A 14,992-nucleotide genomic window follows, 5' to 3' on the forward strand; every position below is an offset into this window, starting at 1 on the left:
CAGCGCCGATCGAACCGCGGAGGACCGAGCTCATGCCCGATCGCCGCGCGCCGTCGCCGACGCGACTGCTCAGGCAGCGGGCGTGGGCGCGCGCAGGGCTGCTGGCGAGTGCGGCAGCGACCGTCGCGGTGGCCGTGGCGACGGTGTCGGTCGTGATCGCGTGGCTCGAGCGGGCGGTGGCGCTCGCGGGCGATCCGGCGCCGCCCGGCGTGTCGGCCGACGAGGTGGCCGCACAGGCACGCGCGGGGGCCGCCGATCTCTCCTCGGCCGCCCCGGCACTGGTGATCCTGGTCGCGCTCCTCGCCGGAACCGCGGTCGCGCAGCTCGCGCGCCTCGTCGCCGCCGCCCGCGAGCACGAGACGGCGACGATCCGTGCGCGCGGCTTTTCGCGCAGTCAGGCCGCGGTGACGGATGCCGCGGAAGGCGTCGTGGTCGCGCTCGTGGGCACGGTGGTCGGCGTCGTCCTCGCCGTCGGGCTCGCGATCGCGCTCGGTGCGGAACCGGCCGGCGCGCTCGCGTCGTGGCCGTGGGTGCTCGCCACCGCCGTCGTGCTCGCGGCCGTCTTCGCGATCGCGCTCCGCCGGGGCGAGGGCCGCCGCACGACCACCCGCGCAGCCCGCGCGACCACCGCGGCCCTCATCGTCGTCGTGCTCCTCGCCTCCGCGCTCGTCGTGTGGCAGCTGCCGCTCGCTCGCGGAGCGGGCTTCGACCCGATCGTCGCGGTCGCCCCCGCAGTGGTGCTCCTCGCGGCGGCGCTCGTGGCGCTCGCGGTCTTCGGTGCGGCGGCCGCCGCGTGGGCACGTCCTGCCGCCGGCTTCCCCTCGCTGCAGCCCGGGTATCCCGCCCGGCAGGTGGCGCGCCGCATCCCGATCTACGCCGTCGCCGTGCTGCTCGTCGCGCTCACTGTCGCCCAGGCCGTCTTCGCGTCCGCGTACAGCGCGACGTGGAGCGCGATGGTGACCGACTCCGCCGCCGTGCGTGCGGGCGCCGACCTGCGCGTCGACATGTCGCCGCAGTATGCGAACCCCGCGCACGTCGCGGCGGCGGCGTCCGTCGCCGGCGTCGAGGCGTCTGCCCCCGCCTCGGTGGAGGAGGTCGAGATCGGCGACGCCGACGCCGAGCTCGTCGCCGTGCCGACGACGGGGATCGACGCGGTCGTGACCTCGGCCGGCGGCCTCGTCGACAAGGCCGCGCTCGAGGCCACCGCCTCGCCCGACACCGCTGGACCCGACACTGCCGCTTCGGGCGCGGCGGTGACAGCCGACCCTGTGCCTCTCGGCGAGAATGCGACGGCGCTCCGCGTGACCGCTCGGGCAGATTCGTCGGGTACTGGCCGCGCCCGCTTCGGGATCGTCGCGCTGCTGCTCGACGCGGCCGGCACGCCGGAGGATGTGCTGCTCGAGGGCGAGCTGCAGGCGAACGACGACGACTCGACGACCCTCGTGGCGGAGGCGCCGCTGCCCGAGGGCACCGCCCCCTGGCGGCTGCTCGCGGTCGCGGCCTTCCGTGACCAGGCCGTGACGACGTCGGTGACCGTCGAGTCGGTCGAGGCGGTGGACGGCGATCCGCTCGACATCCGGGCCGAGGCCGAGTTCCCGGGCGGGGTGAACGACGTCATCGTGTGGGTCGCCGACGGCGGGGCCCCCGACGGTGAGCCCGGCCCCGTGACCGCCGTCGTCACATCCGCCCTCGCGGATCATCTCGGCATCGGGCCGGGAGACGCCTTCGAGTTCCGCTACGCCGGAAGCGGGCGCCGCGGTGACGCGGTCGTCTCGTCGATCGCCGACGTCGTGCCCGGCGCGTCGTCCGATCTGGCGTTCTTCGCGCCGCTCGAGAACGTGCTCGTGTCGCAGCTGCAGCGCGATCCGACGTTCGTCGCGCCGAACTCGGTGTGGTCGGCCGGCGATCCCGGGGCCGACGTCGCGATGAGCGCGGCCCTCGACGATCGCCCGGTCGCGACGGCGGCGCCGGGCGTCGCGGCGGAGGTCACGCACGCCCTGGTGCCGGGCTGGTGGATCGCCACCGCGGGCGCCATGGCGCTGTCGCTGGTCGCGGCGTTCGCGATCGTGCAGACCCTCGCGATCGCGCGCGGCCGCGAGCTCGGGGTGCTGCGTGCCCTGGGCATCCGGTCCGCGACACAGGGCCGCATGCGTGCGGCCGAGCTCGGCGGCGTCTTCGGCGCCGCCCTCGTGCTCGGCGCGGTGTCGGGCGCGCTCGCATCGTGGCTGATCGTGCCGTCGCTCGTGCGGGCCGTGACCCCCGGCATCCTGTCCGCCGCGGGCGGCATCTCGTTCGCGTGGGCGCCTCTCGGGGCGGCGGTGGCCGTGCTCGTGGCGGGGCTCGCCGTCGTGGTCGTCGCGGTCGCCATGAGCGTGTCGCGCGCCGCCCGCACCAGCACGGTGGGGGAGGAATCCCGATGAGCCGCCGCGTGTCGACCCGCGCGCTGGTCGCCCATCACGTCCGGTCGCACGCCGGGGGCGGTGCGATCGTCGCACTGCTCGTCTTCGTGCTCGCCGTGCTCGCCACGGCGGTGCCCGCGGCGCTGAGCGCGGTGGGCGATGCGACGCTGCGCGACCGCCTCGACAGCGTCTCGCCCACGCTCCGAGACGTCGTCTCCGACAACGTCTCGGGCACCGCGTTCCCGCAGCTCGGCACGGAACCGTACCTCGAGCCGCCGACGACGGAGCAGATCTGGGGCGGGTTCGCGGCCTCCGTCGAAGACATCCGCGCCGGCGCCGACGCGCCCCTGCCCGACGTGCTCGCACCGGGCCGCATGGTCACGCGCAATGCCGACAACCCGCTCCTCGGCGGCGACGGCACGCAGGCGGCGACGATCGCGTTCGATCCCGGGTACGAGGACGAGATCCGCATCGTGGAGGGACGGATGCCGGAGCCCGCGGTGAGCTATCTCGCCGATCCGGCCGACGCCGACGAGGGCGAACTGCCGATCCTCAACCGCATCGAGATCGTGCTCTCGGAGGACTCCGCCGCGGAGCTGGAGTGGACCGTGGGCGAAGTGAGGTCGGTGGGCCACTTCGAAGCCCCTGTCGAACTCGTGCTCGTCGGCCTGTTCGAAGCCGTCGACCCCGACTCGGAGTACTGGGATCACGTCACCTCGGTGCTCGAGCCCTTCGTCTTCGACGACGGCAACTCGCCGCGCCGGGTGACCGGCACGGCGTACGCGCACCCGGCGTCGCTCGTCTCGGCCGGGCTCGGCGACCGCCGTTCGACCCTCGTCTGGTACCCCGCCGACACCGCGCGCATCGACGGCGACAACGCCGAGAAGACGGTCGCCGCACTCAACCGGCTGACTGCGGTGTCGCACCCGATCGGGACCATGGACCAGGGCCCGGGCCTGCTGAGCCTGCGGTTCGACGCCGATGTCACGGCCGCCATCGAGTCCGCGCTCGCCCAGCAGCGGTCGACGGCAGGCCTCATCGCGATGCTCGTGGCGGGTCCGGTCGGGGTGGCCGTCGCCGTCCTCGTGCTCGGCTGCCGGCTGATCCTCGAGGGACGCCGCCCCAGCCTGCGGCTGCTCTCGGCGCGCGGCGCGTCGCTCGGGCAGCTGCGGGGACTGCTCGCCACCGAGGGCGTGCTCGTCGGCGTCCTGCCCGCGCTGATCGGATCGACGGCCGTCGTCATCGTCGGCGCGCTGGCGTTCGGCGCCGCGCCTAGCGCCGGCGGCGTCGCCACCGCGATCGTCGCCGGGGCCGCACCCGTGGTGATCCTGCTGGTGCTCGCGCCCGCGGCCGCCGAACGACAGGTGCGGACCGACCTGGGCCTCCACGGCTCGCGGGTGCGGATCATCGCCGAGGCGGTCGTCGCGGGGCTCGCCGCGACCGCGCTCGTGCTGCTGTTCGTCCGGGGCTACAGCGACGGAGTCGATGTGCTGCTCGCGGCGACGCCGCTGCTCCTGGCGCTCGTCGCGTGCCTCCTGACCATCCGCCTGTACCCGCTGCCGCTCGCCGCGGCGCACGCGCGAGCGCGCGCCGGTGCAGATCTCGACGCCTTCCTCGGCTCGGCGCGGGCACTGCGCGAGCCGACCCTCGGTGTCACGCCGGTGCTCGCACTCGTGGTCGGACTGTCGGTCGCGATGTCGTCGGCGGTGCTGCTGTCGACGCTGCAGGCGGGCGTCTCGGAAGCGTCGCGAGCCCAGGTCGGCGCGGACATGAGCGTGCAGGGTGCGCTGTTCACGCGGGACCAGGTCGACCGCGTCGGCGAGGTCGACGGGGTCGACCTCGCGACGGCCGTCTCGGGCGCTGACGCTGCGACGATCGTCATCGACGGCGTGCGCGAGAACACCTCCGTCTTCGTGGTCGACGCGGCCGACCTCCGCGCCGTCCAGGGCGACGGACCCGGCATGCTGCCGCCCGGGGTCACGCTCGAGCCGGTCGCGGACGGGCCGATGCCGCTGGTCGCATCGGGAGACGCCGCCGATCTGATCGGCGACGCCGACGACCTGAGCCTCGACGGCGTCGATGCGCAGCTGGTGGGCGTGACCCGCGGCCCCGTGCCGATCGGCGCACGGGCGAACTGGGTCGCGATCGACGCGTCGTACGCCGAAGACGTGCTCGGGCGCGACCCCAGCGACCGCACGATCCTGGTGAGCCTCGACGAGGGGGCCGAGACGGATGCCGTCGATGCGGCGCTGCGCGAGGTGCTCGGGCCGACGGTCCGCATCGAGACGGCCGCCGACGTCGCGACCTTCATCCAGTCCGGACCGGCCGTACAGGGAGTGCGCTGGGCCCTGCTCCTCGCGACCGGCGTCGCGGCGCTCCTCAGCGCACTCGCGATCGTCATGACGCTCGCTCTCGCTGCCGGCCCCCGCGCCCGCCTGCTCGCGCTGCTGCGGACTCTCGGTGCACCGCGGCGCTCGTCGTCCTCGCTCGCCCTGTGGGAGATCGGCCCGCCGGCGGCGGCCGCCGTGATCGCGGGCACCGTCTTCGGAGCCATCATCCCGCTGGTCGTGATGGCGGCCGTCGACCTGCGGCCGTTCACCGGATCGTCCGAGGCGCCGGCGTACGCGATCGATCCTGGAATCCTCCTCTTGACGGTCGGAGGATTCGTCGCCCTCGCGGTGGTGCTGACCGCGATCGCCCTGCTCGTCTCCCGCCGCGTGCGCGCCGCGGGAGCGCTGCGCACGGTGGAGGAAGGATAGGACCATGGTGGCTCGACCAGATCGCCCGCCGCGGAGCACGCCGGCCGCGACGGGACCGCGTGCCGCGCCGGACGCCGACATCCTGTGCGCGGATCTCGTCCGCATCTTCAAGGTGCAGACCGCGAACGGCGCCGGCGTCGAGGTGCAGGCGCTGCAGGGACTGAACCTCCGCATCGACCCGGGAGAGCTCGTGGCGGTGGTGGGGGCGTCCGGCTCGGGCAAGTCCACTCTCCTGTCGATCCTGTCGAGCCTCGACCAGCCGACGGCCGGCGTGGCATGGGTCGCCGGTCATGACCTCCTCACGATGAAGGAGAAGGAGCGGGTCGAGTTCCGCCGCCGCAGCGTCGGGTTCGTGTGGCAGCAGACGTCCCGCAACCTGCTGCCGTACCTGTCGGCGAGCGAGAACGTCGCCGCGGTGCTGGCGATCACCGGGAGCGTCCGCGGCGCCGCGGCGCGCCGCGCTCGAGTGGCCGAGCTGCTCGACCTGCTCGAGGTCTCGCACTGCGCCGACCGCCGGCCCGCCGAGATGTCGGGAGGCGAGCAGCAGCGCGTCGCGATCGCCGTCGGCATCGCGAACGAGCCGCGCGTGCTGCTGGCGGACGAGCCCACGGGCGAGCTGGACGACACCACGAGCGCCCACGTGCTCGAGGCGATGCGCTCGGTCAACCGTGAGCTGGGCGTCACGACGCTCATCGTGACGCACGATCCCGCGGTGTCGGAGCACGTCGCGCACACCGTGCAGATCCGCGACGGGCGGACGTCGACCGAGGTGCTCCGCTCGATGCGGCTCGACGAGCACGGCGCCGAGCAGCACGTCGCCGAGGAGTACGCAGTGCTCGACCGCGTGGGCCGGCTGCAGCTTCCCGACGACTTCGTGGCGGCGCTCGACCTCCGTGAGCGCGTGCGCCTCGCACTCGAACCCGACCACGTCGGCGTGTGGCCCGGGCAGGCGCGCGCGCGTACCGCCGCCGACCCGGCCGCGGCCGATCCCACCGGAGCGCCGCCGACGGTCGCTGAGCCGGTCGAAGCGCCGCCGACCGAAGGTGAACCGGTCGCTGAGCCCGTCGAAGCGCCTCGCGCCCCGGCATCCGACATCTCCACTCGACAGGAGCCCTCATGACGCCGGCACTGCGCGGCGAGAAGCTCTCGCGCACGTTCTCCACCGCGACGGGCGACGTGCACGCCTGCGTCGACATCGACATCGAGGTCGCGCCGGGCGAGCTGGTCGTGGTGCGCGGCGCGTCGGGCGCGGGCAAGACCACGCTGCTGAACATGCTCGGCGGGCTGGAGCGCCCCACCTCGGGACGCGTGTGGGTCGGCGACGTCGAGGCCACCTCGCTCGACGAGGAGGCGCTGGCGGCGCTGCGGCGCGAGCGGCTGGGGTTCGTGTTCCAGTCGTTCGGGCTCATCCCGATCCTCTCGGCCGCCGAGAACGTCGAGCTGCCGCTGCGGATCGTCAAGACGCCCCCCGCCGAGCGCGACCGGCGCGTCGCCGAGGCGCTGCGGCTCGTGGGCCTCGCAGGCCACGCCGCACAGCGTCCGGGTGAGCTCTCCGGCGGTCAGCAGCAGCGGGTGGGGATCGCGCGCGCCATCGCCGCGCAGCCGCACGTGCTCATCGCCGACGAGCCGACCGGGCAGCTCGACTCGCGCACCGCGGCGACGGTCATGGACCTCATCGGCGAGCTCGTGCACTTGCAGGGCCTCGCCGCGATCGTCTCGACCCACGACCCGCTGCTCGTGCAGCGCGCCGACCGCGTGATCGAGCTGCACGACGGCCGCGTGACCTCGGTCGGCGGGGCCGCGCCGTCACGGTCGACCGACGGCCACGGCGATCGCGACGGCGACCTCGACGGCGAGGTCGGTTCCGACGGCGACGGCGTCGCCGAGGGAGCGACCGACGCAGCACCGCGCACACGGGCCGAGGCGCGGGCGCAGCGCGAGTCCGAGGCCTGACGCGAGAGGGCGCGGGCCGGCGCCGCCCGGAGGGGCGGCGCACCGGATGGGAGGATGGATGCCGTGACCGACGCGGCTGAACCCCTCCACGACCTCGTCGACCAGGCCCGTCAGACGCGCGTGGTCGTGATCGGAGGCGGGATCGCCGGACTCGTCGCCGCCTGGGAGCTGGCGAAGGTGGGCATGACGGTGACGGTGGTGGAGGCATCCGCTCGTCTCGGCGGCAAGGTCGCGTCGACCTCGCTCGGCGGCCGCGAGGTCGAGATCGGGGCGAGCTGCTGGTCCACCCGCGGCGGTGCGGTGCGGCGGCTGGTGGACGAGGTGCTGCCGGACGCCGCGATCGTGCGTCCGCGCGATGACAGCGAATGGATCGCCGGCCTGGCCAGAGACGCGGCGGCGCCGCTCCCGGTCGAGCAGGTGCTGGGCATCCCCGCGAACCCGTGGGACGAGCGCGTCCGCCGGATCATCGGCTGGGGCGGCACGTGGCGCGCGTATCTCGACCGCCTGCGCCCGCCGCTGACGATCGGCACGCAGCGCAGCCTCGGGCGACTCGTGCGCGGCCGCATGGGCGACAAGGTGCGCGACCGGCTCGTCGCCCCGCTCACCGTGGACCGGTTCGGCCTGCTGCCCGAAGACGTCGACGTCGAGGTCGCCGCACCGGGGTTGAGCACCGCGCTCACCCGCACGGGCTGGCTCGGGGGTGCGGTCGCCGACCTGCGCGTCGACGCCGGCGGATCCGCGACCGAGGGACTCGACGGCGGGATGCCGCTGCTCGTGGCCGCGCTGCGCGAACGGCTCGTCGCCCGCGGGGCCGACATCCGCACGGGAGCGAGGGCGACGGGGCTCGCGCGCGCCGACGGCGCGTGGACCATCGAGGTCGACGGGGGAGCGGACGCCGACGCGGCGACCGTTCGCCCCGCGACCGGCGACGACGGTGCCGCCGAGGCTTCGGACGCCGGGCGGCTGCGCGCCGACGCCGTCGTCGTCGCCACCGACGAGGCGGCAGCGCGCAGCCTGCTCGGGCCGGTGCTGGAGGATCCCGCGTTCACCGCCGCCGAACCGGCGGGCATCGCGCGCGAGGTCGTGACGCTCCTCGTCGACGCGCCCGAGCTCGACGGCGCTCCGCGCGGCGTGCACGTCCACGCCGTGCCGGGATCGTCGCGGGCGACGGGGCTCGTGCACGAGACCGCCCGGTGGGAGTGGCTGGCGCGCGGACTCGGCCAAGGCCGCCACCTGCTGCGCATCGCCTTCGGCGGCCCGGGCGTCGCACCCGCGACGGCGGGTGTCAGCGACGCCGAAGCGGTCAGGCTGGCCGCGGACGAGGCATACGCTCTCCTCGGCGTCCGACTGGGCGAAGACCGCGTCGTGGACGCGCACCGCGGCGTCTACACGCTCGTGCCGCCCGCCTCGGCGCTCGGGCATCGGGAGCGGACCGACGAGGCGCGCGCCGCGATCGCGCGGGCCCCGGGCGTCGCCGCGGTCGGCGCGTGGCTGTCGGGGAGCGGGCTCGCCCAGGTCGTCGCGGACGCGCACGACGAGACCGACCGCTTGCGGCGAGCCGTGCTGTGGGGCGGTGCTGGGGGCCGGTGAGCACGGGGCGACGACCGGTGTCAAGGGTGGATGCCGGAATCGGCATACAGGGCTAACCTGGGATGGTCGTCAGGGCAACACCGAGCGTGAGGAGACCTCATGAAGGGCAAGGCAGGACTCGTCGTCGGGATCGCGATCGGGTACGTGCTCGGCAGTCGCGCCGGCCGCGAGCGCTACGAGCAGATCAAGGCGCAGTGGCTGAAGGTCTGGAACGCCGAACCGGTGCAGACGCAGGTCGACAAAGTCAAGGACTTCGCGAAGTCCCAGGCGATGGCGCTGCCCTCGACGCTCTGGGAGTCGGCCGTCAAGGTCACGCAGGCAGCGGGGGCCAAGGGCACGCCCGGCCAGCGGCTGGACGCCGCGATCAAGGTGGGCAAGGACTCAGCCGACGACGTCGAAGCCGCGGCGCAGAGCTCGGCCAAGGCGGTGAAGGACGCGGTCGACGACGCGATCGACGACGCCTCCGAGAACGGCCGCGGCGGGGCCTGACGTCATGACGACGCCCCGTGGCTTCCGCGACCGCGCGGACGACAGCCTGCTCACCCTGCTGGGTGACATCCCGGAGCTGATCCGCAACCTCGTCATCGCCGAGGTCGACGCCGCGAAGGCCTGGCTCGCCCGCACCGCGAAGGACGGCGGATGGGGTGCGCTCTGGGTCTTCCTCGCGCTGTTCGTGCTGTTCTGGTCGGTGCCGGTGCTCGGCACCATCATCATCGCCGTACTGGCGCTGTGGATGCCCGTCTGGGCGGCCGCTCTGATCGTGTTCGTCGCCATGCTGCTCCTCGCGGCGCTGTTCGCGTTCATCGGCTATCGCCGGTTCCGCAAGATCAGCGAGAGGCAGAACCCTGTGCAGTCGATCGCCCTGGACGTGAAGGAGGTGCGCGATGAGCTCTGACGCGCCCGTGCCGGTGTCGAACTCCCGCGTGGTGCTGCCCCGCACCGCTGTGCCCTTCGGCATCGACGACCCGGTCGAGCACGCCCGGACCGAGCTGAAAGCCGCGCTGGCGGCGATCGAGCAGAAGGCCAACGTGCCGCGACGCGTCGCCTTCGCCGTCGACGAGGGCATCGACAAGGCGCGCGGCTTCCAGCGCCGCCACCCCGCTGCCACCGCGGTCGCGGTGGTCGTCGGCGCGGTCGCCGTCGGCGCCGCCGTGTGGGGCTTCGTCCGTCTCTACACCCGCTGAGCCGCCCGGGGCGCCGCGCTCTGCAGAGGGCCGGGGTCGCACCCGCTGCGATCAGGGGTATGCTCGTGAGGCAAGGCAGTGCAATGGTGCGTATGCTGCCGACCGCGCGAACCCGATTCGAATCGCGCGTCGGCTGCCTCATCGTCTAGGGCGGCCGACTGAGCACCATCGAGAGTCGACCCCCCTTATGAACACCGCCGCAGCACAGCAGCAGTCCGTCAAACCCCTGACCGGCTGGCGCGTTCTCGTGCCCCGTGGCGGCCCCTGGGGAGACGGCGTGGCGGCGACCCTGCGACGTCAGGGTGCGACGCCCGTGATCGCTCCCCTCATCAACTTCGCGCCCACGAACGACCAGGCGGCTCTCGAGGCGGCGCTCGCCGACCTCGCCGCCGGCAAGTTCGACTGGCTCACCGTGACCAGTGCCACGACGGTGGATGTGCTCTACGCCTACCGGGCGGTCGTGCCGGCGTCCACAAAGGTCGCAGCCGTCGGCGAGACCACCGCAGCCGCCCTGCTCGCCGTCGGCTACCGCGTCGACCTGGTGCCCGAGCGCGACAACTCCGCCGCCGGCATGGCCGAGCAGCTCATCGCCCTCGAGCCGCAGGCGCGCGACATCCTCACCCTCCGCAGCGAGATCGCGAAGCCCGTGCTCACCCGCATGCTGACCGATGCCGACCATCGTGTCCGCAGCGTGGTCGCCTACCGCACGGTGGGCGTCCCGGTCACCGAGCGCATCGCGGAGGACGTGCAGTCCGGCCGCATCAACGCCATCCTCGTCACCAGCGGCTCGGTCGCCCAGCAGGTGCACGAGCAGTTCCCCGACATCCCCGAGACCACCCTCATCGCCGCGATCGGCCCGCGCACCGCCAAGGACGCCCGCCGCGCCGGCCTCGACGTCGACGTGGTCGCCGACGCGCAGACGGTCGACGCGCTCATCGACGCCGTCGCGAAGTTCTCGCTGCCCCACGCGGCCGACGAGTTCGCGCCCAAGACCGGCGTGCTCCCGCAGCTCCGCGGCGACCGAGGCTGACGCCACCGTGTCCGGCACGCCCCGCATCGTCGTGCTCGCGGGCGGCGTCGGGGGCTCGCGCTTCGTCCTGGGCGTCCGCGCCGCGCTGCGTGCCCGCGGCATCGACGACACCGCCGCCGCGCTGACCGTCGTCGTCAACACCGGAGACGATCTGTGGCTCTCGGGCGTGCGGCTGCAGCCCGACGTCGACTCGATCACGTACGCGCTCGCGGGGGTCAACGACACCGAGCGCGGCTGGGGCCGGCAGGGCGACACCGAGCGGGTCAACCACGAGCTGCAGGAGTGGGGCGCCGGCTGGCCCTGGTTCACCCTCGGCGATCTCGACCTCGGCACCCACCTCGCGCGCACCGGCTGGCTGCGTGACGGGCTCACCCCCACGCAGGTGCTCGAGCGCATGTCGCATCGGTGGGATCTCGGTGCACGCCTGCTGCCGATGACCGACGCCGAGGTCGACACCGTCGTGGTTCTCGAGGACGGCGCGCGCCTGCACTTCCAGGAGTGGTGGACGCGCCATCGCGCCACGCTCGCGCCCGCGCGTTTCGAGAACCCCGGCGTCGAGGCGGCATCGCCCGCACCGGGCGTCGTGGAGGCGATCGCCGACGCCGACGCGGTGCTGCTCGCCCCCTCGAACCCGGTCGTGTCGATCGGTCCGATCGTTTCCGTGCCCGGCGTGCGCGACGCGCTGCGCTCGACGTCCGCGCCCGTCGTCGGCGTCTCGCCCATCGTCGGCGGCAAGGTCGTACGCGGCATGGCCGATGTCTGCCTCACGGCGATCGGCGTCGACACCTCCGCGGTCGCGGTCGCGGGCCTCTACGGCGCGCGGGAACGCGGCGGACTGCTCGACACCTGGCTGCTCGCCGAGGAGGACGAGGCCGCCGCCGCCGAGGTGGCCGGGCTCGGCATCCGTTCCCTCGTCCGTCCGCTGTGGATGACGGATGCCGCGCGCCAGGCCGCGCTCGGAGCGGCGGCGCTCGACGCCGCTGAGGTCTGACGTGCCCGAGCTCGCGTGGTGGGCGTGGGCGCTGCTGGCCGTCGGCGCCGTCGTCGTCGGGCTGTCGAAGACCGCCGTGCCGGGGGCCGGCACGATCGCCGTCGCGATCTTCGCGGCCGTACTGCCGGCCAAGCAGTCGACCGGCGTGCTCCTGCTGCTGCTGATCGTCGCCGACATCTTCGCCGTGACGATGTACCGCCGGCACGCCGACTGGCGGACGCTCCTCAAGCTCGCGCCGGCGGTCGTCGTGGGGGTGCTCCTGGGAGTCGTCTTCCTGTGGTTCGCCGACGACGTGTGGGTGAAGAAGTCGATCGGGGTCATCCTGCTCGCCGTCATCGCGATCACGCTCCTGCGCCGGCGGTTCGCCTCGGGCGTCGAGAGCGGCGGCTCGCACCGCGTCGCCGCGGCGACCTACGGCTCGCTCGGCGGATTCACGACGATGGTCGCCAACGCCGCCGGTCCGGTGATGTCGATGTACTTCCTCGCGGCGCGGTTCGAGGTGAAGGCGTTCCTCGGCACCGCCGCATGGTTCTTCGCGATCGTGAACCTGTTCAAGGTGCCGTTCTCGGTCGGCATCGGGATCATCACGGTGCCCGGGCTGCTCATCGATCTCGTACTGGTGCCGCTGGTCGTCGCCGCGGCCTTCCTCGGCCGCTGGCTGGCCGACCGCATGCCGCAGAGCGTGTTCGAGAAGCTCGTGATCGTCTTCACGATCGTCGGCGCGGTCTACCTGCTGATCGTCTGACGATCGGGGCGCGGCTTCACGCCCAGGGTGAAGGGCGGTCCTCGTCGCGCGTGCTGTCGTCGGGCAGGTGGGGGAGCTCCTCGCCGCCCGCGCGGATGCACAGCCACCGGAGCTGCTCGGGACTGTCGGGCGTCGCGCGCCAGGTGCGCCACACGCCCTGACCGACCCGCACGACGGTGCCGGGGCCGACGTCGACCACCTTGTCGTCGAGCCCCATCTGGCCGCGGCCGGCGAGGAAGACGTACAGCTCCTCGACACGAGCGTGGGTGTGCCAGTAGCCCGCCTGCTCGCCGGGCTCGAAGGCGTTCGCCGTCATGCCGATGTACTGCATCGTCAGGTCGTGGTCGACGACGCGGCGACCGTCGCGCGACTTCTGGGGAGTGAATCCGCCGTAGTGCGCCCGCCACTGGTCGGGCCCGCCCATCTCCAGCACTTCGTAATCGCTCATGGCCACAGGCTATTGGCGTGCCCGGTGCGATGGCGCCGAATGGCAGGTATCAGTCCACCTCTGTCCGTGCCCGCCCAGGTGGCAGCTATGGTCGCCTCCGTCGGGATGAGGCGGCCACAAGTGCCGCCTCCTGAGGTCAGGCGGGGCGGGCCGCGGCGAGCAGCGCGGCCGTGCGCGGGCCGAGACCCAGGGCGCGGGCCGCCTCGAGCTGAGAGGCCGTGTCGACGTCCCGGCGCAGGGTCGAGGCATCCGTCATCGCGAGGGCCTGGCAGCCGAGGGCGACGTGCCGGGCGAACGACCCGTCGCCGAACGACGACGTCCACGCGACGCCGGGGGCGGCGGTGACGAGCGTCGTGCCGGTGCCTTCGGCGTCGGCCACGACGGCGCGGTCGACGGATGCCGCGGCCCGCAGCGCGTCGGCGAGGTCACCGGGTCGCAGCGACGGGAGGTCGCCGAGGAGGGCGGCGCGCGGCATCCGTCCGTCCGGATCGATCGCAGCCACGCCCGTCGCCACCGCCGCGTCGAGGCCGCGCGGGTCGCCCTCGGGCACGAACCGGAGCGCCGGGATCATCGCCGACTCGCGCGCGAGCGCCGGGTCGTCCGACACCACGACGACCTGCGCGACGAGTTCGCACCGCGCCGCCGCCTCGATCGTGTCGAGCGCGATCGCGTGGGCGAGATCGGCGCGGTCCGCACCGGCGACGTCGAGCCTGGACTTGCCGCGTGCCGCCCGTTTCACCGGGATCACGACGACCCACCGCACCGGTCGCAACTCAGGCAGATCGGGTGGCTGCGCGTCGATACGCCGGCCGCGGGGCGGTTCTGCCTGAGTTGTGCGCTCCGCGCGCCGCCGGCGACCGAACAGCGGGCTCACGCGCCGTACTTCGCGCGCAGGCGCGGCAGGATCTCTTCGCCGTACATCCGCAGGAACGTGCCCTGATCGTGGCCAGGGTCGTGGAAGACGAGGTGCCGGAAGCCGAGGTCGATGTACCAGCCGATGCGCTCGACGTGCTCGTCGGGGTCGTCCGACACGATGAAGCGCGACGCCGCCCGCTCGATCGGCAGGGCCTCGCCGAGGCGCTGCATCTCGATGGGGTCGTCGACGCCCATCTTCTCCTCGGGGGTGAGCGCCAGCGGCGCCCAGAACCGCGTCTTCTCGCGCGCGGCCTCGAGCGTCGAGTCGAGCGAGACCTTGATCTCCATCAGCGTGTCGATCGCGTCGGGCGCGCGTCCGGCCTTCTCGAGACCCTCGTGCAGCGCCGGCAGCAGCGTGTCGGTGTACAGCTCGCGCTTCTTGCCCGACGTCGTGATGAAGCCGTCGGCGATCCGGCCGGCCAGTCGCGTCGCGGCGGGGCCGGCGGCGCCGATGTAGATCGGCACGGGCTCGGGGAGCTTGTCGTAGATCGTGATGTTGTGCGCGTGATAGTACGTGCCGTCGAAGTTGACGCGGTCCTCCGACCACAGCCGGCGGATGAGGCCGATCGCCTCCTTCAGCCGCTGGAACCGCTCGGGCGGGTCGGGCCACGTGATGCCGAGGTTCGCCTCGTTGAGCGCCTCGCCCGTGCCGACGCCGAGGATCACCCGCCCCGGGTACATCACGCCGAGCGTCGCGAAGTCCTGCGCCACGACCGTGGGGTTGTAGCGGAACGTCGGCGTCAGCACCGACGTGCCGATGAGCACGCGCGAGGTCTTCGCGCCCAGCGCGCCGAGCCAGGGAACGGATGCCGGAGCGTGGCCGCCGTCGTGCAGCCACGGCTGCAGGTGGTCCGAGATGAAGACCGAGTCGAAGCCCGCCTCCTCGGCCTGGATCGCGTAGTCGAGCAGCTCGGCCGGGCCGAACTGCTCGGCGGAGGCCTTGTAGCCGAAGCGCAGGGGCACAGACATGGGTTTCCT

Annotated in this window: 14 protein-coding genes; 11 read left to right on the forward strand and 3 right to left on the reverse strand. The window is 73.7% G+C overall.

Translation table 11 applies throughout. The features are described from left to right. Nucleotides 1–32: 32 nt before the first annotated feature. The 11 genes from IM770_RS12850 (at nt 33) to IM770_RS12900 (ending at nt 12,651) form a co-directional block, all read left to right on the forward strand. Complete coding sequence (locus IM770_RS12850) at nt 33–2,420, forward strand: FtsX-like permease family protein (RefSeq protein ID WP_203581541.1); 2,388 nt, start codon at nt 33–35, stop codon at nt 2,418–2,420. After that, the gene (locus IM770_RS12855; RefSeq protein ID WP_203581542.1) at nt 2,417–5,158 is read left to right on the forward strand and encodes an FtsX-like permease family protein; all 2,742 of its coding nucleotides are present in this window, start codon (nt 2,417–2,419) and stop codon (nt 5,156–5,158) included. The genes IM770_RS12850 and IM770_RS12855 overlap by 4 nt, the downstream gene beginning before the upstream one ends. 4 nt (nt 5,159–5,162) lie before the next feature. After that, nucleotides 5,163–6,278: an ABC transporter ATP-binding protein gene (locus IM770_RS12860; RefSeq protein WP_239066162.1), complete on the forward strand. Its 1,116-nt coding sequence runs from the start codon at nt 5,163–5,165 to the stop codon at nt 6,276–6,278. Then, entirely contained in the window at nt 6,275–7,111 is an 837-nt protein-coding gene (locus tag IM770_RS12865) for an ABC transporter ATP-binding protein (protein ID WP_203581543.1), read from the forward strand. Before IM770_RS12860 ends, IM770_RS12865 begins: the two co-directional genes overlap by 4 nt. 54 nt (nt 7,112–7,165) lie before the next feature. Next, nucleotides 7,166–8,701 (forward strand): protoporphyrinogen/coproporphyrinogen oxidase, encoded by a 1,536-nt coding sequence (locus IM770_RS12870; protein WP_203581544.1) that lies wholly within the window; start codon nt 7,166–7,168, stop codon nt 8,699–8,701. Nucleotides 8,702–8,800: 99 nt separating this feature from the next. Further along, nucleotides 8,801–9,190 carry a hypothetical protein gene (locus IM770_RS12875; RefSeq protein WP_203581545.1) on the forward strand — a complete coding sequence of 130 codons (390 nt, stop codon included), beginning with the start codon at nt 8,801–8,803 and terminating at the stop codon, nt 9,188–9,190. 4 nt (nt 9,191–9,194) lie between these two features. After that, a complete protein-coding gene (locus tag IM770_RS12880; protein ID WP_203581546.1) occupies nt 9,195–9,596 on the forward strand; it encodes a phage holin family protein in 402 nt (133 codons plus the stop codon). After that, nucleotides 9,586–9,885, forward strand: coding sequence for a hypothetical protein (locus tag IM770_RS12885; RefSeq protein ID WP_203581547.1), 300 nt, complete (start codon nt 9,586–9,588; stop codon nt 9,883–9,885). Before IM770_RS12880 ends, IM770_RS12885 begins: the two co-directional genes overlap by 11 nt. 187 nt (nt 9,886–10,072) lie before the next feature. Beyond that, complete coding sequence (locus IM770_RS12890) at nt 10,073–10,915, forward strand: uroporphyrinogen-III synthase (RefSeq protein ID WP_203581548.1); 843 nt, start codon at nt 10,073–10,075, stop codon at nt 10,913–10,915. Between the two features lie 7 nt (nt 10,916–10,922). Then, nucleotides 10,923–11,906: a 2-phospho-L-lactate transferase gene (gene cofD, locus IM770_RS12895; protein WP_203581549.1), complete on the forward strand. Its 984-nt coding sequence runs from the start codon at nt 10,923–10,925 to the stop codon at nt 11,904–11,906. Between the two features lies 1 nt (nt 11,907). Further along, nucleotides 11,908–12,651 carry a sulfite exporter TauE/SafE family protein gene (locus IM770_RS12900; RefSeq protein WP_307785453.1) on the forward strand — a complete coding sequence of 248 codons (744 nt, stop codon included), beginning with the start codon at nt 11,908–11,910 and terminating at the stop codon, nt 12,649–12,651. A 16-nt stretch (nt 12,652–12,667) separates the two neighbouring features. On the opposite strand, the gene IM770_RS12905 is transcribed toward IM770_RS12900, so the two are convergent. From IM770_RS12905 to fgd, 3 genes are all read right to left on the reverse strand, one after another. Continuing rightward, the gene (locus tag IM770_RS12905; RefSeq protein WP_203581551.1) at nt 12,668–13,099 is read right to left on the reverse strand and encodes a cupin domain-containing protein; all 432 of its coding nucleotides are present in this window, start codon (nt 13,097–13,099) and stop codon (nt 12,668–12,670) included. Nucleotides 13,100–13,235: 136 nt separating this feature from the next. Further along, complete coding sequence (gene cofC / locus IM770_RS12910; RefSeq protein ID WP_307785454.1) at nt 13,236–13,847, reverse strand: 2-phospho-L-lactate guanylyltransferase; 612 nt, start codon at nt 13,845–13,847, stop codon at nt 13,236–13,238. A gap of 122 nt (nt 13,848–13,969) precedes the next feature. Beyond that, nucleotides 13,970–14,983 carry a glucose-6-phosphate dehydrogenase (coenzyme-F420) gene (gene fgd, locus IM770_RS12915; protein ID WP_203581552.1) on the reverse strand — a complete coding sequence of 338 codons (1,014 nt, stop codon included), beginning with the start codon at nt 14,981–14,983 and terminating at the stop codon, nt 13,970–13,972. Nucleotides 14,984–14,992: the final 9 nt, after the last annotated feature.

Source organism: Microbacterium hibisci (assembly GCF_015278255.1).
GTDB classification, from domain to species: domain Bacteria; phylum Actinomycetota; class Actinomycetes; order Actinomycetales; family Microbacteriaceae; genus Microbacterium; species Microbacterium hibisci.